General features: G+C 58.5%; 19 protein-coding genes. 7 read left to right on the top strand and 12 right to left on the bottom strand.

The window, feature by feature from the left end:
- Positions 1-67 precede the first annotated feature (67 nt).
- From LL947_RS06490 to LL947_RS06475, 4 genes are all read left to right on the top strand, one after another.
- A complete protein-coding gene (locus LL947_RS06490) occupies positions 68-1,210 on the top strand; it encodes an ABC transporter ATP-binding protein (RefSeq protein WP_499834280.1) in 1,143 nt (380 codons plus the stop codon).
- A gap of 10 nt (positions 1,211-1,220) precedes the next feature.
- Entirely contained in the window at positions 1,221-2,498 is a 1,278-nt protein-coding gene (locus LL947_RS06485; RefSeq protein ID WP_499834279.1) for an ABC transporter substrate-binding protein, read from the top strand.
- A gap of 71 nt (positions 2,499-2,569) precedes the next feature.
- A complete protein-coding gene (locus tag LL947_RS06480; protein WP_499834278.1) occupies positions 2,570-3,454 on the top strand; it encodes a carbohydrate ABC transporter permease in 885 nt (294 codons plus the stop codon).
- Positions 3,451-4,287, top strand: a complete 837-nt coding sequence (locus tag LL947_RS06475) for a carbohydrate ABC transporter permease (protein WP_499834277.1) — start codon at positions 3,451-3,453, stop codon at positions 4,285-4,287. The genes LL947_RS06480 and LL947_RS06475 overlap by 4 nt, the downstream gene beginning before the upstream one ends.
- A gap of 67 nt (positions 4,288-4,354) precedes the next feature.
- On the opposite strand, the gene LL947_RS06470 is transcribed toward LL947_RS06475, so the two are convergent.
- Positions 4,355-5,752: a hypothetical protein gene (locus LL947_RS06470; protein WP_499834276.1), complete on the bottom strand. Its 1,398-nt coding sequence runs from the start codon at positions 5,750-5,752 to the stop codon at positions 4,355-4,357.
- Positions 5,753-5,780: 28 nt separating this feature from the next.
- Positions 5,781-6,401, bottom strand: coding sequence for a hypothetical protein (locus LL947_RS06465; protein ID WP_499834275.1), 621 nt, complete (start codon positions 6,399-6,401; stop codon positions 5,781-5,783).
- 225 nt (positions 6,402-6,626) lie between these two features.
- Between LL947_RS06465 and LL947_RS06460 the strand changes: the two genes are divergently transcribed.
- The gene (locus LL947_RS06460; RefSeq protein WP_404417582.1) at positions 6,627-6,986 is read left to right on the top strand and encodes an XRE family transcriptional regulator; all 360 of its coding nucleotides are present in this window, start codon (positions 6,627-6,629) and stop codon (positions 6,984-6,986) included.
- Entirely contained in the window at positions 6,983-7,516 is a 534-nt protein-coding gene (locus LL947_RS06455) for an RES family NAD+ phosphorylase (protein ID WP_499834274.1), read from the top strand. Before LL947_RS06460 ends, LL947_RS06455 begins: the two co-directional genes overlap by 4 nt.
- A gap of 136 nt (positions 7,517-7,652) precedes the next feature.
- Here the strand turns inward: LL947_RS06455 and LL947_RS06450 are convergent, their stop codons facing one another.
- The 6 genes from LL947_RS06450 to uraH form a co-directional block, all read right to left on the bottom strand.
- Positions 7,653-8,438 (bottom strand): outer membrane protein OmpK, encoded by a 786-nt coding sequence (locus tag LL947_RS06450; RefSeq protein ID WP_499834273.1) that lies wholly within the window; start codon positions 8,436-8,438, stop codon positions 7,653-7,655.
- A gap of 128 nt (positions 8,439-8,566) precedes the next feature.
- Positions 8,567-9,337, bottom strand: a complete 771-nt coding sequence (locus LL947_RS06445; RefSeq protein WP_290821233.1) for an ABC transporter permease — start codon at positions 9,335-9,337, stop codon at positions 8,567-8,569.
- A gap of 41 nt (positions 9,338-9,378) precedes the next feature.
- Positions 9,379-10,158 carry an ABC transporter ATP-binding protein gene (locus LL947_RS06440; protein WP_290821231.1) on the bottom strand — a complete coding sequence of 260 codons (780 nt, stop codon included), beginning with the start codon at positions 10,156-10,158 and terminating at the stop codon, positions 9,379-9,381.
- Positions 10,158-11,204, bottom strand: coding sequence for an ABC transporter substrate-binding protein (locus tag LL947_RS06435; RefSeq protein WP_499834272.1), 1,047 nt, complete (start codon positions 11,202-11,204; stop codon positions 10,158-10,160). The genes LL947_RS06440 and LL947_RS06435 overlap by 1 nt, the downstream gene beginning before the upstream one ends.
- Before the next feature lie 214 nt (positions 11,205-11,418).
- A complete protein-coding gene (locus LL947_RS06430) occupies positions 11,419-12,615 on the bottom strand; it encodes a urate hydroxylase PuuD (RefSeq protein ID WP_499834271.1) in 1,197 nt (398 codons plus the stop codon).
- Between the two features lie 21 nt (positions 12,616-12,636).
- Positions 12,637-12,990: a hydroxyisourate hydrolase gene (gene uraH, locus LL947_RS06425; protein ID WP_404417566.1), complete on the bottom strand. Its 354-nt coding sequence runs from the start codon at positions 12,988-12,990 to the stop codon at positions 12,637-12,639.
- Between the two features lie 158 nt (positions 12,991-13,148).
- Between uraH and uraD the strand changes: the two genes are divergently transcribed.
- Positions 13,149-13,688 (top strand): 2-oxo-4-hydroxy-4-carboxy-5-ureidoimidazoline decarboxylase, encoded by a 540-nt coding sequence (gene uraD / locus LL947_RS06420; protein WP_499834270.1) that lies wholly within the window; start codon positions 13,149-13,151, stop codon positions 13,686-13,688.
- On the opposite strand, the gene guaD is transcribed toward uraD, so the two are convergent.
- Genes guaD through xdhA form a run of 4 tightly spaced genes read right to left on the bottom strand, consistent with a single transcriptional unit; the run spans position 13,685 to position 19,760 of the window.
- Entirely contained in the window at positions 13,685-15,022 is a 1,338-nt protein-coding gene (guaD, locus tag LL947_RS06415; RefSeq protein WP_499834269.1) for a guanine deaminase, read from the bottom strand. The genes uraD and guaD overlap by 4 nt on opposite strands.
- 4 nt (positions 15,023-15,026) lie before the next feature.
- The gene (gene xdhC, locus LL947_RS06410) at positions 15,027-15,914 is read right to left on the bottom strand and encodes a xanthine dehydrogenase accessory protein XdhC (protein WP_499834268.1); all 888 of its coding nucleotides are present in this window, start codon (positions 15,912-15,914) and stop codon (positions 15,027-15,029) included.
- Positions 15,911-18,310 carry a xanthine dehydrogenase molybdopterin binding subunit gene (gene xdhB / locus LL947_RS06405; RefSeq protein WP_499834267.1) on the bottom strand — a complete coding sequence of 800 codons (2,400 nt, stop codon included), beginning with the start codon at positions 18,308-18,310 and terminating at the stop codon, positions 15,911-15,913. Before xdhB ends, xdhC begins: the two co-directional genes overlap by 4 nt.
- Positions 18,294-19,760 (bottom strand): xanthine dehydrogenase small subunit, encoded by a 1,467-nt coding sequence (gene xdhA, locus LL947_RS06400; protein ID WP_499834266.1) that lies wholly within the window; start codon positions 19,758-19,760, stop codon positions 18,294-18,296. Before xdhA ends, xdhB begins: the two co-directional genes overlap by 17 nt.
- Positions 19,761-19,854 lie beyond the last annotated feature (94 nt).

The following is a 19,854-nucleotide window of genomic DNA, read 5'->3' as shown; positions in this document are numbered from 1 at the left end:
CTGACACCACATTGACATCAGAAAGCCAATAATCTGTCTAGATACTTTAATTAATAGTTGATAATTGATGATTCAACTGGACCACGTCAGCAAGTCCTGGGGTACTACAACGGCGGTCGACGAAATAAGCTTTTCGATCGAACCCGGCCAGTTTGTCATTCTGCTCGGGCCTTCAGGCTGCGGTAAGTCAACCACGTTGCGCATGATTGCCGGTCTGGAAGAAGCCAGCCAGGGCAATATCACTATCGCTGACCGCAATGTGACCTTCCTGCCACCGGGTGACCGTGGCCTGAGCATGGTTTTTCAGTCGTATGCGCTCTTTCCTCACCTCAGCGTTGCCGACAATATCGTGTTTGGGCTACGCAGTCGCAGGGTGTCCAAACATGAGCGCCAACAACGCCTGGCCAGGGTAGCCGAGCTGGTTGACCTCACTGACTATCTGGCACGCAAGCCCGCTCAGCTTTCAGGTGGGCAGCGTCAACGGGTTGCCCTGGCACGGGCGATTATTTCCGAGCATCCGATCTGTTTGATGGATGAGCCGCTTTCCAACCTGGATGCTCGGCTGCGGAGCGAAATGCGCCGCGAGATCAAAGCCCTTCAGGCGCGTCTTGGCATGACGGTGATCTACGTCACCCATGATCAGGTTGAAGCCATGAGCATGGGCGACAGAGTCATCCTGATGGAAGACGGCCAGATCGTTCAGGATGCCCCGCCAGATGAACTCTACCGTTACCCTCAAACCACCTTTGCCGCCAGTTTTATCGGCAGTCCGGCCATGAATCTGCTTGCCCTTGAACCACATGCTGAAGGTGCGGCGCTGTCCGGGGAACCGCGTATTGCCGTAGCGGGCGGGCAGGCAGCGTCTGGCACCCTGGGGGTGCGCCCTGAAGATGTCCATGTGCACCAGGATCTCTCTGCCCCGGGCCTTCCCGCTACCGTGCTTGACAGCGAATATCTGGGAGCCGACACCATACTCCGCTGCCAGGTCGGACAGCAGACGCTCAGCGCCCGGCTTGCCGGTCAACATTTTCTGCCTGTGGGCCAGCAATGCCGCCTGGGCTGGCATCCTGATGCGGCCCATGTTTTCGGAACGGACGGAAAACGTCGCGACGATATTCAGCGTATTCCGTTCTCCGCCTCACCCCATACGGCCCAGGGCCCTATGGATGCTGACACCCCTTTATTCGGCTTCACCGACACAGCCGATTAGGAGTTTTTTCATGCGCCTTCCTTTTGCATTAACTGCCCTTGCCGCTGGCCTGATCAGCGCTCACAACGTATCCGCCAACGAACCGGTTGAACTGACCATGTATTACCCGGTTGCTGTGGGGGGTGAATTGACCGCGGTGATCGACAACCTGGTGGACGCGTTTGAAGAAGCGCATCCGGATATTGATGTCGATGCCATTTATGCCGGTAACTACGATGATACCCGCGTGAGGGCCATGTCTGCCATCGAGGCCGGTGAGGCACCGCAGTTATCGGTGATGTTCTCGATCGATCTTTATGAGCTGCTCGAACAGGATGCTATCGTCGCGTTTGATGACGTGATTCAAAACGATGAAGAGCGTGAATGGCTAGACAGCTTTTATCCGGGTCTGATGGAAAACGGTCAGATTGATGGAAAAACCTATGGCATTCCTTTCCAGCGCTCAACGATCGTCATGTACTGGAACAAGGAAGCCTTTGCTGATGCGGGACTCGACCCGGAGCAGCCGCCAGCCAGCTGGAATGACATGGCCAGCATGGCCGCGGCTGTCAGCGAAGCATCAGACAATGACCCATGGGGCGTGATGATACCCTCCACAGGTTACCCATACTGGATGTTTCAGGCCCTGGCGTTCCAGAACGGGCACCGGCTGATGAGTGACGACGGTACCGAGGTTTACTTCAATGACCCGGCCGCTGTCGAAGCGCTTGAATACTGGGTATCCCTTTCCCAGGAACATAACGCCATGCCGGAAGATACGATTGAATGGGGCACCTTGCGCCAGAACTTTCTTGAAGAATCCACGGCCATGATGTGGCATTCCACCGGCAACCTGACAGCAGTGCGCCAACAGGCTGACTTTGATTTTGGTGTTGCCATGCTACCGATGAAAACCCAACGTGGCAGCCCCACCGGCGGCGGCAACTTCTACCTGTTCAAGGACAGCACGGATGAAGAAAAACGCGCCGCCATGACTTTTATCCGCTGGATGACATCACCGGAGCGCGCCGCCGACTGGTCTATCGAGACCGGCTATATGGGCGTCAGCCCTGATGCTTATGCAACCGACGCTCTTGAGGAATACGTTGAAAGCTTTCCGCCTGCGGCGGTGGCCAGCAACCAGCTGGAACATGCCACGGCAGAGCTCTCGACCTATCAGGGTGGGCGTGTTCGCCGCGCTCTGGATAATGCCGTTCAAGCAGCCTTGACGGGCGATATGTCTCCTCAGGAAGCGCTGGATCAGGCACAACGCGAAGCCGACGCCGTATTAAGGCGCTATGCACGCTAGGGTATTCAACTAGCGCGCCTCTTGCTTGACCTGCCGGGGCTTGCCCCGGCTTTTTATTGGGACGCTTGCCGATGACATTGACGGCTCATCATAAAATGCAGCTCTACGGTGCTTTGCTGCTGCTTCCAGCGGCGGCACTGTTGGCCACCTTTGCCTATTTGCCCACTGTGATGACAGTGATCAACAGTATGATGCTGCCCGGTTTTCGTGATACGCCGCCAGCCTTTGTCGGGGTTGAAAACTATCAGTTACTTCTGGACGACCCCACCTTCTGGAAGGTGGCGGGCAACAACCTCTGGTATGCCTTGGGCACGATTCCTACCTCTATTGCCCTGGCGCTGATCATGGCGCTGTTCGTCAACGGCAAGCTGGCGGGCAGGGGCATCGTTCGCATGGCCTACTTTACGCCCACCATTTTGCCCATGGTGGCTGCCGCCAACATCTGGATGTTCTTTTACGCTCCTCAGATTGGCCTGTTCAACAAGCTGCTGGAGGGCATTGGGCTGTCGGGTATTAATTGGCTGGGCGACCCAGACGTTGCCTTGGGCTCTGTGATTGTCATGTCTGTCTGGAAAGAGGCCGGATTTTTCATGATTTTCTATCTGGCCGCATTACAGGGGATTCCACCCGAGCTGGAAGAAGCCTCCAGATTGGAAGGTACCAGCCGCTGGAGTTATTTCTGGCGAGTAGTGTTTCCCCTACTGATGCCTACCACCTTGTTTGTATTGATCAACGCCCTGATCAATGCCGTGCGCGTGGTGGACCATCTGTTCATTCTCACCAAAGGTGGGCCGAACAACGCCACCAATCTGCTGCTGTATTACGTCTACGAAAACGCCTTCTCCTTTTTTGATCGCACCATGGCCGCCACCATGACCGTCGTCATTCTATTGATACTGGCGCTCGTGGCTACCTTGAAGTTCACGATTCTGGACCGCAGGACGCATTACCAATGAACACAGTCTCTGCCATACGCCCTTCCCGCCGTGTGCTGCCTTCACTGGAGACCCTGGCCGCCTGGCTGCTGGCCATGATATGGATTTTCCCGTTGCTGTATGCGTTCTGGGCGGCTTTTCATCCAGGGGAGTTCATGGTGAACTTTACGTTACTGGCCCCCTTGACACTGGAGAACTTCATCAATGCCTGGGCGCAGGCGCCCTTTGCGCGCTACTACCTGAATACTTTCATGCTGGTGACCGGTGTGGTCGTCGCGCAGTTTATCGTCTGTACGCTGGCGGCGTTTGCCTTTGCGCGGTTCCCCATCCCGGGCAAGAACCTGCTCTTCATGCTGGTGCTGATTCAGCTGTTTGTGTTTCCTGAAGTGCTGATTGTTGAGAACTACCGGATTGCCAGCGAGCTTGGGCTGATTGATACGATTACCGGTATTGGCCTGCCTTATGTCGCCAGCGCCTTTGGTATCTTCCTGCTCCGCCAGACCTTCAAGACCATTCCTCGGGAGCTGGAAGATGCTGCCCGGATTGAAGGCTGCCATTGGCTGGAAATTCTCTGGAAAGTCTATGTGCCGCTGGCCAAGCCGACCTACCTGGCTTACGGCCTGGTGTCGATCAGCCACCACTGGAACAACTTCCTGTGGCCGCTGGTCGTTACCAACTCGGTGGAAAGTCGCCCATTGACGGTCGGGCTAGGGGTCTTTTCAGCCCCTGAAACCGGCGTCAACTGGGCTACCATCAGCGCTGCCACCTTGCTGAGCATCGCTCCCCTATTGATCGCTTTTCTGCTATTCCAACGCCAATTTGTCCAGTCGTTTCTGCGTGCGGGGATCCGCTGACCGCCAGGCGTTCATTGGCAACCGGATTGGTCAGCCGGATAGATGTCCGGCTGGCCACCTCCAGGTCTCAATATGTTTCCACCTCCAGTGATAGCAGATCAGGCAGCCCCAGCGGGTCATCGGTGTAGGTATTCAGACGGCTTTCGTCAGGCAGGGTAATGCGCATGATCATCTGGCTGGCACCTCCTTCCAGAAGAGTCATTCCTCCCATCAATACCGCCTCTATTTGAGAGCCGAACACCATGCCGTAGCCTCGCGCCTGGGTACGGGCAACCTCCAGAATCTGTTCTTCCGTCACGCCTTCAAGCGTGGCGGCAAGCGTCACAAGGCGGGTCAAGAGCCCGTGGTCATCCAGCGTCAATGTTGCTTCTCCTCCAAGCAGGGTGGCATCGTCAAGGGTCACCCTGTCGCTCAGTACGTCTACTGGCGTCACGCCTTCTGGCAGTTGAACGGGTAACTCAACATTGAGGCTCACACCGAGGGCGTCACGCAGGAATATCTGGCCATCGCCCCCGAGAAGGCTCTGGTTGGCCAGCTCCTCCCAACGAACCATAAAATCCGCATCCATACCCAGCAGGCCGGTGCCGTCGGTGAGAACATTGGCCACCATGCGCCTCTGGGTGCGTTCTTCGCGGGGGGACAGCGCAATCATCCGGTCGAGATCAAGCTCCAAAGCTTCCATTTCTACCTGGGCGGCACCGTCACTCAGGTCCCCATCCAGGTTTAGCGAGGCCAGGCTGGCCGCGAACGTATCGCTATCCATGCTCAGCCGTTCCAGCGACATGGCGCCGATACGTTCGAGTTCTTCCTGCTGCAGCCCTTGGACATCCTCTATCCGCAATCGCCCGATCACCAGCGAGACATCGCCTAGCTCATCCATGTTGTTGCCCTGCATGGCCAAATTGCGAAATTCAAGCTCACCAATGGCAGTGGCCGAGAGTGACGCTCCCTGGATACTTTCGATCGTCAGCTGCCCGGTCCCCTGTTCCATCGCAAGCTCGCGCCACATTTCTTCCGCCACTTCTGAATCCAGAGATACCACCAGGCCATCGATGGCAAACTGCGCCAGCTCAAAAGCAGGGTCTTGCAGGGCCTGGTCGGTTAACACGGCCATTCCGGGTTCGGCCAGCATCAGGCTTTCGATACTCAGCAGCGGTTTATCGATTCGGTTGTCCTCAATGCGGATATTTTCCAGCTGTATATCATCCGGCGCGTCATAGTCGCCGTTGACCGAATAGCGCTCCACCAGAATGCGTTGGCCGTCCTGGCCCTCGAAGACAATATCTTCTGCGACCACTTGCCCGCCGCTCGATGCGTCATTCACCTCGCCCATACTCAACTCGCCCTCAGCAAAAAGCTCGGCAAGATCGGCTTCCAGTTGCTCAGCGCTTGCCTGCACCAAGGGGGATGCAAACAGGCAGACTGTCAGCAGGGAAGTCGTAAAAGACTTAACGAAACAGGACATAACATCGCCTCGATAATGGATGGGATTTTCAGCATAGCACTGGATTGCGAAGAAAAGTGAACCGCCAGCCTAGATGAAGCATAGAGCAGTGAAAGGCCAGAGCGCCCCAGCCGTTTGCTGGCACTTGCCGCGTTTTGGCTCTGCCAGTGGAAAAGCTCAGCGCTGATTGCGTAATAAAACTGACCAGGATGTCGACTTGATTGCAGCTAGCAAGCTCAGCAGACAGCTCGTGCAATAAAGGTGGGGAGTCTTTGCCTGCGGTAAACAACCAGGGTTGGGCAAGCCCAATACTGGGCAATTCTGGCCGACGCTGATGCTCATCAAGCGCCAGCAAACGGCTGGGGTGCTCTGGCAAAGTACCTGTTTGTGGGGCTTGGGATATTTCCGGCTGATAATGACGTCTGGCCGTGACCAATACTTCATTCAATAACGCCACCTGACGCTGTAGCTTGGTATCTTCCCCCTGCTGAGGCAGTTGCGCCAATAGCTGAGAAAGTTCTTCGGCAACCGCATCGGCCAGACGTTGATGACTGTCATCCGGGTGCAGGCGCTCGATATAGGATTCAAGCTCAGAGCTCTCCAGCTGATACTTTATATCCTGTGTTATCAGCAGGTCATAAAGGCCTTTCGGCAGTGAGCGCTCAGCCATGGGGCAATCCTTTTATTTTTGGTCACTTTTACAGCTGGTTATAGGGCTCTCACAGTTCGCTAACCACTGTCTCATCCGTCATCGTACATAATATATGGATATCCTACCCCCTTTAGTCACGGCTTTGTCATGCCTCAGGCTCGGGGCTGGTTCAGTGGCAAGGAGTTGACGAAGGCGTAAAAGTCACATAAATTGACATATAAATACGCCTATATAGGTGACATTATGACGATTGAGATCAAAGACGTCGTTGACCGTGAGGGCTTTATCATGGCGGATGCTCTCCTGAATGAGCTGCATATCACCAAGCGTGAGTTCGCGCATGCAATTGGCCTGAGTCATAACGCCATTATCCGTAAGGATCGACTGCATGCCGTCTCAACACAGCAGCGCCTGCGTCAGACCTATGAGATCCTCAAGCGCATCGAACCCTGGGCGGGGTCAACCAGTGCAGCCTGGTCCTGGTACCGCACCTATCCCATTGCACCTCTGGGCGACCTTACTGCAGAGGATCTGGTCAGCCAGGGCCGTGCTGATGATGTTCGCGCCTATCTTGCCCTGATTGCTGAGGGAGGCTATGCGTGAGCCTGCTGGAGCTGGGCTTTCGGTACAGAGGCATTGTCTATCGTGGCCATAATCCCAGATGGCAGCATGCACCTGAATCCGGAGAAGGTACGGCTCGCCATGGTGGGCGTTGGAACCCTGTTGGCTTTCCTGCTTTATACACAAGTGAACGTTTCGAGACCGCCTGGCTTGAGGCGCAGCAAGGTTTTCCGTTCAAAACCCAGCCACTGACCCTGTGTGCCTATGAAGTCGACTGTGGGCCCCTGCTGGATCTTTGCGATCCGGCGGTTCAGGCAAGGGTTCATCCTGCCCCTGAAAGCTGGATGCATGAGGCCTGGCTCGACAGAAAGCTACGCAAGGCGCCTGTGGTGGCCTGGGAAATAGCGACGCAGTTGAAAGCCGAAGGCTTCACCGGCATCCGCGTTCCCTCTCAGGCAAAAGGTGCCACACCGCGAGACATCAATATCGTGTTCTGGAAATGGACACCCCAGGTGCCGACACGCGTATGCGTGATCGATGATGAGAAACGTCTGCCAAACAAGCCAGAATGAGCTCTGCTTGAAGGCTCTAGCCGCCGAAGTGGGCTTTTGTCAGCCCATCCACATCCTGGCCGAATGCCATACCTACAAAAACCGCCTCCCTGAGGAGGCGGCAGTCGATATCTAACGGGTTGGGTGCTTCAAGCGCTTAGAAATGGAACTTCACCAAGGCACTGACCGCACTTTCGGTATCAATCAACTCTTCGCCAATACCGTACTTGTTGTGCCAGTAGGAGTATTCAATACCGGCATAGAGTACGCCTGGATTGCCCGAGTAGTGGCCTAAATCCCACTTGAGCTGCGGATTGAAGTGAAAATCGGCTTTATGATCCGAGGCAGCCGAGGAGTAGTCGATATAGCCATCAAACAGAAAACGCGAAGCGCCCAGCTCAAACGGGGCACCCCAGGTGAGGGTTACCTGCCAGTCGTCGCTGATTTCGCTGTTGTTAACGTAGTAGAAAGCGCTATTGAAGTAAACGGTTCCCGGTACATCCCAGGCAAAACTCAGCCCTGTCAATACGTTGGTGGCGTCCGTACCACCACCAAATTCGTAGGTCCCGGCAAGCGAGACATCTTTTAGAATGCCACGGCCTAGCTCCACATCGCTCAGCCAGCTCAAGCTCAGCGTGGGAGAAAATTCGCCGTACAGGTCATCATCGTCGTCAGCGGTGCCGCGACCTTGATTGCGGTCGACGAATAAAAAAGTACCTCCCCAGTCATGTGCCGTTACGTTTTCAAACGTGACATAGGTATCCGTGCGGGTTTGATTGCCGAAGGTCTCGTACTGATCGCTGTAAAGTAACGAAACGCTCGAATCCGAGAAAAATTTCTCGGCATGTGCTGTAGGTGCCATGCTGATAGCGGCGAGGGCCAATAGCCCGCTTTTCATGACAGTGCTGGTTGCGCGAGTGTCTGTGTTACCACGGTCTTTCATGTAACTCTCCCATTGACATTATTATTGGCGCAAGCGCCGGTCGGTTGCCTTAAAGGCGGTTTTGAGGGTTGTTTTGCAAGGAGTGACTTCAATACGCCGCATCAGACGACGTATTGAAAGACGCTTTACTAACGATTCTGTCCGCGATGCGCCCAGGCCGTCATGCGCTTTTCCAGCAGCGAGAAGAGTTCGTACATCACCATGGCCATGGCGCTGATGACGATAAGCCCGGCAAACACCAGCCCCATACGCATCTGCGAGCCGGCACTCATCATCAGGTAGCCAATGCCCTGGTTGGAGGCGACAGTTTCCGATACCACCGTGCCTACAAACGCCAAGGTGATGGCCACTTTTAATGAAGCAAAGAAATAAGGCAGCGAGCGCGGCAGGCCGATCTTTAACAGCACGTCCAGGCGCCGGGCGCCGAGTACGCGCAGCACGTCTTCCATCTCGGGTTCGAGGGTGGCAAGCCCGGTTGCCACGTTGACGACAATCGGGAAAAAACAGATCAGGAAGGCGGTGAGAATCGCCGGCACCGAACCAATCCCGAACCACACCACCAGGATGGGCACAAAGGCGACCTTGGGGATCGCATTGAACCCCACAAGCAGTGGGTAACAGGCGTTATACAGAAAGCGTGAAGACCCGATTATAAAGCCCAGCCCCAGGCCTACCACCACCCCTAGCGCAAACCCGACCAGGGTGGTCCAGAGGGTTTGCCAGGAATGCATGCCGATAGGGCCTGCGTAGGTGACCAGGGCAATGGCGGTATCCAGGGCGCTGGGAAAAATGAAGCTTGGGACATCGAATAGGCGTACCGTCAGTTCCCAGATCAGCGTCAATACCCCTACCGCGATCCAAGGCGCCAGCCGCTCGACCGTTTGACGATTAACATTCATAGTGAAGCTCTTTTAATAGTGACGCTCTGTCCTGATGACATTCAGCGACTGCGGATTTCACCAATCTGTGCGCGCAGTTCATGCACCAGGTCGATAAACGGCTTGTCGTAGGTGATTTCCAGCGGGCGGGGGCGTGGCAGATCAATCTGGCGCCGCTCGACGATGCGCCCGGGTCGGCTGCTCATCACGTAGACAGTGTCGGCAAGAAAGGCCGCTTCGCGCAGATCGTGGGTGACCAGCACCACGGTAAAGCGCTGCGCCTCCCAGAGGTCGCGCAACACGCACCAGAGTTCCTCGCGGGTAAACGCATCCAGGGCGCCAAACGGCTCGTCCAGCATCAAGAGCCGGGGCTGATGGATCAGCGCACGACAGATCGAAGCGCGCTGCTGCATACCGCCGGATAGCTGCCACGGATACTGGTCTTCGTAGTCGGCCAACCCCACTGTTTTGAGCAGATCCCGCGCCCAGCCCACAAACTCCTCGCGGCGTTTGCGAAACTGATGCCGGTAGGGCTTGACGATTTCCAGGGGCAACAGGACGTTATCCAGGGTTGTGCGCCATGGCAGCAGATTGGCGTTCTGAAAGGCCATTCCGGAGATTTTCAGCGGCTCGGTGACCGCTACCCCATCCACCTTGATCGCCCCTGCCGTGGGCGCATGAAGACCCGTGCAGAGTTTCATGAACGTCGACTTGCCGCAGCCCGATGGCCCGACGAAGGCGACAAACTCGCCTTCGTGGATATTCAGGTCAATGTCTTCAATGGCATTACCCGAGTCGTCGTAGGCCAGGCTGACATGGTCAAAAGCAACAAACGCCGACATTATTCGCTCCCTGCCGGCAGCAGCATGCGGTCATCCTGCGCCGGTAGGTAGGCGCTGTCGAAAACGTCCTCGGCGTCAGGCAGTGTCGGCAGGGAGTAGGCATCCCCCACCAGCTGGATGGCCTCGGCCAGGCGCTGTGTATCGATATCGCCTACGCCGTTTTCACGGGCATCCGGCGTATCCACCACGCTATCCAGGGCAAGTTTCAGTCGGCGGGTTTCCATTTCCAGGTCGATCAGCTCATCGCGCTTGCGCACGTAGTCAATCGCCGCGTCGGGGTCGTCCAGGGTTTCGCCCAGGGCGCGATTGAACGCACGTAAAAATCCGCGCACCGCTTCAGGATTTTCTTCGGCAAAGGATTCACTGGCAATAATGGCGTTGCCATAAAGGGGGACGCCGTACTCGGGGAACGGCATGATGGTCAGGTCCTCCTGGCTCATGCCACGCTCTTCAAGATTCAGAAGGCTGGTGAAGTAGAAGCCGGTGATGGCATCCACATCGCCGCGGGTCAGCAGGGTTTCACGCAGTGTCGGATCAACGTTCTGCCACTCTACCGCCTCGGGGTCCAGATCGTTGGCAGCAGCAAAAATGCCCCAGGCGCGATAGCCGGTATCAAAGGTGGGGGCAGCAATGGTTTTACCGGCCAGATCCGCGGGGGTTTCAATGCCACTGTCCTTGCGGGCGAAGACCGCTGCAGGCGTGCCATCGTAGACGCTATACACGCCGGTGATGCCAGGGCCATCAGGGTTTTCAGCCAGGAATTCCACCAGGGCGTTCAGGTCACCAAAGCCCATTTCATAGGCGCCGGAGGCCACGCGGTTGATGGCGCCTGCCGAGCCGCTTCCGGAATCGATCTGGACATCCAGGCCTTCTTCGGCAAAGTAGCCACGGTCCACTGCCATCAGAAACGGCGCGGAGGGCCCTTCAAAACGCCAGTCCAGCTGAAAGCGAATATCGGTTTCCTGGGCCTGGCCCGCCGTGGACCAGAGAGCCAAGGCCAGTGCCGTGCCACCAAGACCGCGGTGCGTCATCGTTGTCATCTTCATAACTTGCTCACTTTGTATACAATAATCACGCTATGAAATATTGCAAAAAAGCGGCCAGTTCTGAAAAATTAATTACTTATCAATGACTTGTTTTTTTAAAGCTAAGTGGCACCGTTGTCATCAAGGCCATGTGCACTACAAGCACGCATGCCAAATTGAACGTTGCACCAAAACGGAAATACGACACCAGGGCCTGTTGACCAATCAACGCCGGTTACTCCTCCCAGGCTTCAATAATCTCTCGCTCTTCGTCGGTCATGTTAGTGATATTGCCCAGCGGCATATAATGATTGCCAACCACTTGCTGGATTGTCTCCCGCTGACCAAGGGTCTCTTCCCAGCTCTCGAACACGTATCCCGCCGGGGGCGCATTGAAGCCGGCATGCTCGGGGTCACGGGCGTGACACTGCACGCAGTGCTGCTCGATAATGGTGCTTACCTGCTCGCGCCCGGGTGCAGCGGTTTCCGACGATGAGCCCGAAACACCGGGGGCACCGATCCAGAACGCCAGGATGACAAGCCCCCCGCCGGCCACCAGATAAAGCGGCCTGTTGTGGCCCGCATGCATCAGCACGAAGAACTGGCGAATCACGGCGCCCGCAAAAATCAGCAATGCCATGAGCACCCAGGCAAGCTCATGGGAATACAAAAACGAGTAGTGATTACTGATCATCAACAGCACCACCGGCAGGGTAAAATAGGTGTTATGCACCGAGCGCTGCTTGCCACGTTTGCCATCCAGCGGATTGGGCGCCTCGCCGGCCTGCATGGCCTTGACCATGCGCCGCTGGCCGGGAATGATCCAGAAGAAGACATTGGCCGACATGGCCGTGGCCATGACCGCCCCGGTCAACAGAAACGCCGCCCGCCCGGTAAACATCTGGGTGCTGAGGTAAGCCACCACCACCACCATGACCGCCACGGCCAGACTCAGCAGGCCATCGCGCTCCATGTTCGGGCTGATGCGCTTGCAAAGCTCGTTGTAGACCACCCAGCCAGCCAGCAGAAATGCCAGCGCCAGCACATTGGCCTGCCAGCCACTCAGATCAGCCGCCCATGCCCAGGGGCTATTGGTGTTGACCAGGTAAAAATCGGGGCTGGCCATATACAGCACCACAAACAGGGCAAACCCGCTCAGCCAGGTGGTATAGGCTTTCCAGAATGACCAGTGCAGGCTGTTAGGCAGTTTGGCAGGGGCCGTGGTGTATTTCTGGTTGTGGTAGAAGCCACCGCCATGAACGGCCCACATTTCACCGGACACGCCCTTTTCACGGTCCTCATCCGCCTTGGGCGTTCGCAGGCTGTTATCCAGCATCACGAAGTAGATTGATTCACCAATCCAGGCAATGGCTGCGATGACATGCAGCCAGCGCAGCAGCAAGTTGACGACATCAACAATATAGCTGTACATGGCACTCCCCTTCTTTACGCGTTAACTGCCGCGATAGGTGGTGTAGCCGTAAGGCGAGAGCAGAAGCGGCACATGGTAATGCTGGCTGGCATCGGCAACGCCGAAGCGTAGTGGAATCACATTCAGAAAACGCGGCTCAGAAGTATCCTTGTGCTGGCGACCCAGGTAATCACCGGCGTGAAAGACCAGCTCATACTCCCCTGCTGTGAACGCGGCGCCCTCAAGCAAGGGGGCATCGCAGCGACCATCGTCGTTGGTGGTCACACTGCCGAGATGTTCTCGCTGGGTGGCTGACAGGCGATACACATCAATCATGATGCCTTGACCCGGGCAGCCCCGGGCGGTATCCAATACGTGGGTGGTTAAACGTCCCATCCTGACTCCTTGGTCCTGAATCTGGTGTTAGTGCAGCGCAATAGGCGAAGTGACGCTCCATAACGCTGCGCAATCATGTGTGGCTTCATTCAAATTATCATTCACTGGTTTATTGTATACAATATTGACATCATAATTGACACATTACAGGAAACAGCATGTCGCTCTCACCTCCTCACGCGATACTTGAGCCGCGCCCCAGCACGCTTGATCGGGACACCTTCGTGGCCCGTTACGGCGATATCTTCGAGCACTCCCCCTGGGTGGCCGAGGCCGCCTGGCAACAGGGTCTTACGACTCAACATGACCATCCGGATGGCCTTGCCAGCTTGATGGGGCAAATGCTTCAACAGGCCAGCAGCGACGAACAGATCCAGGTGATCCGCGCCCATCCGGACCTGGCCGGCAAGGCGGCTCTGGCCGGCGAACTTACCGGCGACTCGACCCAGGAGCAGGCCGGTGCCGGGCTGGATCAGTGCTCACCCGAAGAGCTCGCGCGCTTTGAACACCTGAACACCACCTATAAACAAAAATTTGATTTTCCTTTTGTGATTGCCGTTCGGGGCCTGGATCGCTACGCCATTCTGGAGGCTTTTGCCGAGCGCCTCGATAACGACCTGGCCACCGAGCGGCGCACGGCCATCGAGCAGGTCATGCGTATCGCCAGGCTCCGCCTGCAGGCGCGGGCCAGCGGCTAGCGTTGATGCTGGCAGCGCCCATTCGCCCAGGTTTCCAGAATGGCGCGGTCGTCACCCAGCATCATCAACGCAAACAGCCGCTCGGCAAGGGTCTGGCAGCGCCCTGTGCGCCGGGCAAGTAACGGTGTGGCGCAGGTATCCAACACGACGAAATCCGCTTCCATTCCCTCGGCCAATCGGCCGATATGCCCATCCAGCGACAGTGCCCGGGCGTTGCCCAGCGTCAGGGCATAGAAGCCCTGCCAGGCGGTCAGCGCCTCACCGCGCAGCTGGCCGACCTGGTAGGCCGCCTTGAGGGTGGCCAGCCCGGAAAGATCGGTGCCCGCGCCAATATCACTGGCCACGCTGACCGCCAGTCCGGCATCACGGGCAGACCGGCGATCAAACAGGCCGCTGCCCAGAAACATGTTGGAGCTCGGGCAGAAAGCGATATTGGCGCCCTGCCCGGCCAGGCGCGCGCGCATGCCGTCATCCAGGTGAATGCCGTGGGCAAAGGTGCTGCGCGGCCCGACCAGGCCGGACTGCTCGTAGACGTTGAGGTAGTCGCGGCTTTCCGGGAACAGCTCGGCTACCCAGGCGATCTCGCCGGTGTTCTCGGCCAGGTGGGTCTGCAGCCACAGGCTCGGATCGCTGCGCAAGAGCCCACCGGCGGCGTCAAGCTGCGCCCGGGTCGAGGTGGGCGCAAAGCGCGGGGTGACGCTGTACCCTAGCCGCCCTTTGCCGTGCCAGTCGGCGATCAGCCGTTCGCTATCATGAATGCCGCCGAAGGTATCATCGGTAAGCGCCTCGGGGGCATGACGATCCATAAGTACCTTGCCCGCCAGCATGCGCAGCTCGCGACGCTGACTGGCCGCGAAGAATGCCTGCATTGACTGCGGATGACTGGAACCAAACACCTGGGCCGTGGTGGTGCCGACGCGCAACAGTTCCTCCAGAAAGGCGTCGGCGATGGTCTCGGCGTGCTCGCGCTCGGCAAAGCGGCACTCTTCCGGGAAGGTATAGTCATTGAGCCAGTCAAGCAGCTGGCGCCCATAGGAGGCCATGATCTCCAGCTGTACATAGTGCACGTGGCTATCGATAAACCCGGGCATGATCAGCTTGCCGCTATGGTCCACCATCTCGATGCCCTCGGGCAGCTGTGGCGCCAGCTGTGCGTAATCGTCCACTGCGCGTATGCGGCCGTTTTCCAGCCACAGGGCGCCATCGGGCAGGTGTCGGACAGAGCCCGGCAAGGGGGTGTCGCCGTCACCCGGGTCGGCATCAAAGCTGAGCAGTTCGGCGCGCAGCACAAGGCCGTGGCGTTGGAAAGAGGTGAACGTATCTATCGCGGTCATGGTCTCAGCTGTCGTCAGTATGAACAGAAGGGGTGGAAAATAACGGCTTGAGTGCCTGAGGCGTCAGGCCGCGCTGCTCGCTGGGCGCAGGACCGGCTGCCAGCGGCAGCAGCTCGGCCAGGGTAAGCAGCGCAATGGCGTAGGGGGTTTTATCATTGACCTTGGTGGTCTCGCCGTCTGGCCCCTTGGCCATGCCCAGCGGGCAGCGCACTGCCTCGAGCACCGCCGCAGGGTGACCATCGCGTAAAAGTCGGCTGCGAAAGCTTGCCCACTTGCTGTGTGAACCAATCAGGCCGATGGAGGCGCAGTCGCCGCGGGCCAGCAGCGCGCTGATCAGGGCGCGGTCCTCACCGTGGTCGTGGGTCATTACCAGCGCATGGGCGGCGCTGGGCAGCGAGGCAACGGCGTTATGTGCCTCATTGACGGGGTAACAGTCAAGACGTGGCTGCCCTTGGGCCCAGCTCGGAAAGGCGGCCTCGCGGCTGTCAAACCACATGATGCGCCAGCCCAGCGGCTGGGCCAGCTGGACGATTTCACGCCCGACATGGCCCGCGCCAAACAGCGCCAGCGTTGTCCCGCTGCCAGGAAACACCTCCAGCAGGACATTGACGAAACCACCGCAGCACTGGCCACTGCGCCCGCCAAGCGAGAACGACTCCAGCGACATGCCCGCCTCGCCTGCCTTGAGCTTGTGCCGGGCAGCGGCAATGGTCTGCCACTCAAAGGTGCCGCCACCCAGGGTATCGAACACGGCCTCCGCGGTTATTACCATGCGCGCGCCCGGCTCCCGGGGAGTCGAGCCGGCACTGGTTACCTGGGTAGCCAGTACATGAGGCAGACCCTCACGCTGCAGGCGATGGAGGGCCGCATGCCAGGTCTCGGTGACGTTCACGCCGACACCTTGGCGCGACGCAGCGCGTCGGCGGCCAGCAGCACCCGTTCCGGGGTGGCCGGCGTATCCAGACGCGGTGACCGGCGGTAATCCGCAAGGCTTGCCAGCGCGTCGCGCAGCGCCGACCAAACCGAGATAGCCAGCATGAAAGGTGGCTCACCCACTGCCTTGGAACGATAGATACTGGCCATTGAATTAGGGTGGCCTTCCATCAGGGCGACGTTAAACACCGGTGGCAGGTCGCCAAAGGTGGGGATCTTGTAGGTAGCGGGGCCCGTCGTCATCAGCTGGCCGTCAGCATTCCAGTCAAGCTCCTCGCTGGTCAGCCATCCCATCCCCTGAATAAAACCTCCCTCTACCTGGCCAATATCAATGGCCGGATTCAAGGAATCGCCCACATCGTGAAGGATATCGACGCGGGTGACCTGATATTCACCGCTCAGGGTATCCACACTGACCTCGGACACGGCCGCGCCAAAGGCGAAGTAGTAAAAGGGATTGCCCTGGCCAAGGCTGCGATCGTAGTGGATCAGGGGCGTGGCGTAGAAGCCCTTATCCGACAGCGATACGCGACCAAAATAGGCGGCCTGGATCAACTCCCCCCAACCAATGCGCCGCTCGCCGCTGTCTGTTGCCACCACCAGCTGCCCTTCTTCCAGGCGCATGCTGTCGGTATCCACGCCCTGCTCGGCAAAAAAGTGCTCGGCGGCGAAGTCAAACAGGCGCGCCTTGAGCTTCACACAGGCATCGCGGGCAGCCTGGCCGTTGAGGTCGGCCCCGCTGGAGGCCGCGGTCGGCGAGGTGTTGGGCACCTTGTCGGTACGTGTGGCACTGATGCGCACTGTGTTGAGGTCCAGCCCCAGTTCGCGGGCCACCACCTGGATGATCTTGGTGTGCAGGCCCTGGCCCATTTCGGTGCCCCCGTGATTGATCAGCACACTGCCATCGGTATACACATGCAAGAGCGCGCCGGCCTGATTAAGATGTTTGGCGGTGAAGGAAATACCGAACTTCACCGGCGTCAACGCCAGGCCCTTCTTGATCACGCTGTTTTGCGCATTGAAGGCTGTGATTGCCTCACGGCGTACCCAGTAGTCGCTACTTGTTTCCAATTGCGCCATCAGCGTATGCAATAACGCGGTCTGGTCGACCTGCTGACCGTAGTGGGTCACATTGCGAAGCGAAGACGGGTCGTCGTGGCGATACAGATTGCGCTTGCGCACCGTCAGCGGGTCTTCTCCCAGGTGGCGGGCAATATCATCGATTGCTGCTTCAATCGCCATCATGCCCTGGGGGCCGCCAAACCCGCGAAACGCCGTGTTCGAGGCGGTGTGGGTGCGCGCTCGATGGCCCGTCACCCGGGCAGCACCCAGCGAGTAGGCGTTATCGCTATGGAACATGGCGCGGTCGACAATGGCATCGGAAAGATCCGGCGAGTAGCCGCAATCGCCAATCAGGGTGATCTCACCGCCCTGGATCACGCCGTTACCATCCACGCCCAGCCGGTAGCGGTTATGGAAAGGGTGGCGCTTGCCGGTCGCGCGCATGTCCTCGCTGCGCGGCAGGCGCACCCGGGCGGCGCGTCCGGTACGACGGCTGATCAGTGCGGCGATACAGGCCCAGGGCGAGGCCTGGGTTTCCTTGCCGCCGAAGCCGCCACCCATACGACGTACTTCCACAGTCACGGCGTGCAGCGGAATGCCCAGCACCTCGGCCACCAGTTTCTGGGTTTCACTGGGATGCTGGTTGGATGTGTGCACCACGACGCCATCATCCTCGGTGGGCGTGACCAGGCAGGCCTGACCTTCCAGGTAAAAGTGCTCCTGGCCGCCGACAAACTGTTCGCCCTCAATGACATGCGCGGCCTCCTTGAGGGCCTGCTGCCACTCGCCGCGCTCCTGCACATGGGTGGGGCGTACCACTTCATCACGCGCAATGGCGGCGACCGGGTCAAGGCTCGGGGTGTCGGCGTCGACGCGTATCATGCCGGCATCAAACGCTGCCTTGACGGCCTCCCGCGCGCCACGATAGGTCTCGGCAGCCACGGCAAAGAGTACCTGGCCGGCGTAGCTGATTGCTGAATCAACCAGTACCGGGTCGCCGGGGAACACCGGGCCGATATCGGTATGTCCGGGCACATCCGCTACACCGACAGCGTCAACCACCCCGGGTAACAGGCGGATACGTGGCAGGTCCAGGTGGCTCAGCCGGCCATGGGCAACCGTTGAGAGCCCCAGGGCGATGTGCAGCGTATCGGCTGGCGCCTTGAGGTCATCAATGTAGGCGGCGCGCCCGGTCACATGCTTGATAGCACTCTCGTGCATGCGGGCATGCTTGTCAGCAGGACGCTTGACGTCAGCGGGCGCCGCCAGGGGCAGACTAGTGAGCGTACGCATGAAGCATGGTCTCCTTGGCGGATTCGGGAGCATTCATCACAAGGTGCAGGCGTTCCAGCAGATTGGCAGCGGCCAGCTGACGATACTCTGCGCTGCTGCGCACATCGCTGAGGGGCGTGAAGGTCTCAAGCAGTGCCGCGCGGGCAGCGGCAAACGCCGTGTCAGTGGGTGGCTGTCCTTCCAGAGCAGCCTCGACGCTATACGCGCGCTTGGGGGTTGCCGCCATGCCGCCAAAGGCCAGGCGCACTTCACGCAGCACTCCCTGCTCCATACGCCAGTGAAAAGCGCCCAGCAGCGCCGAGATGTCGTCCTCGCGGCGTTTGGATATTTTCCACACCTTGAGCGTATGGTCGGGTCGTGGCGCAGGCAAGAAGACCGCTCGAATCACTTCGCCCTCGCCCAGGGCGGTCTTTTTGTAATCAATAAAGAACTCATCCAGTGCCAGCTCCCGCTCGCCCTCCGGGCCTGCCAACCATAGCCGTGCCTCAAGCGCCAGCAATACCGGCGGGGTATCGCCAATGGGCGAGGCATTGGCGATATTGCCCCCCAGGGTGCCACGGTTGCGGATCTGCGCCGACCCCAGGCGATGAAGCAGATGGGCAAAGCCGGGAAAATGCTCATCCAGCAATGGCATCAGCTGCGTATAGGTCACAGCGGCGCCGATCCAACAGCCTGTCCGCCCATCGTCCAGAGTGACGGTGTCGCAACGCAACAGCTCATCCACCCGGGTCACGTCAATTACCCGCTCGTAACGCTTAAGGCTTTGGGTAACGTTCAGCCAGAGATCGGTGCCTCCCGCCACCAGCGGCGCCTCAGGATAACGCTTACGTGCGGCAAGCAGTGTTGCCAGGGTTGCCGGCTGCACAAAAGAATCCTCGGTTGATGTACCATCGGCCTTAACCTTGCTGTCTCCTGCAGGAAGTGCCGAGGCGTCGTGCCACCAGGCATTGCGCGGCGCCGGGTGATCGGCCATGCTCAGCGCCGCATCGCGGATCGGCCGGTAGCCGGTGCAGCGGCAAAGGTTACCGCCGAGCGCCGCTTCCAGGCGTTCAGGCGTCAAGGGTGCCGGCTCATCAGGCTGGGCCTCATGCAAGGTGAACAGCGACATGACGATGCCGGGTGTGCAGAAACCGCACTGGCTGGCATGGCAGGCGACCATTGCCGATTGGGCCGGATGTAGGTGATTACCGTCGGCAAGCCCTTCAACGGTGACCAGGCTGCGGCCCTGGAGTTGATGGGCGGGCATGATGCAGGAATTTGCACTATGATAGTGCATCTTTCCCGCTGCATTGACCTCACCGATGGCGACAGTACAGGCGCCGCAGTCACCGGACGCACAGCCTTCCTTGGTGCCTACCTGGCCCAGTGTCTCACGCAGCAGTTCGAGTACGCTGGTATCGGGCGAAGCCGCCACGCTGCGTGGCTGGCCATTTAGCTGGAAGTGGATCATGGCATTGACTCACATGTTGACCAATTGGTCAGGAATAATTCCAAGAATGGTTCAGTCCTGATAACAATGCAAGTCACGGGCCATCTTTTCAGGA

This window comes from Halomonas sp. BLK-85 (genome assembly GCF_044792155.1).
Classification (GTDB): domain Bacteria; phylum Pseudomonadota; class Gammaproteobacteria; order Pseudomonadales; family Halomonadaceae; genus Vreelandella.
Note: the sequence above shows the minus strand (reverse complement) of the source record. Positions and strands in the feature narration are given on the sequence as shown.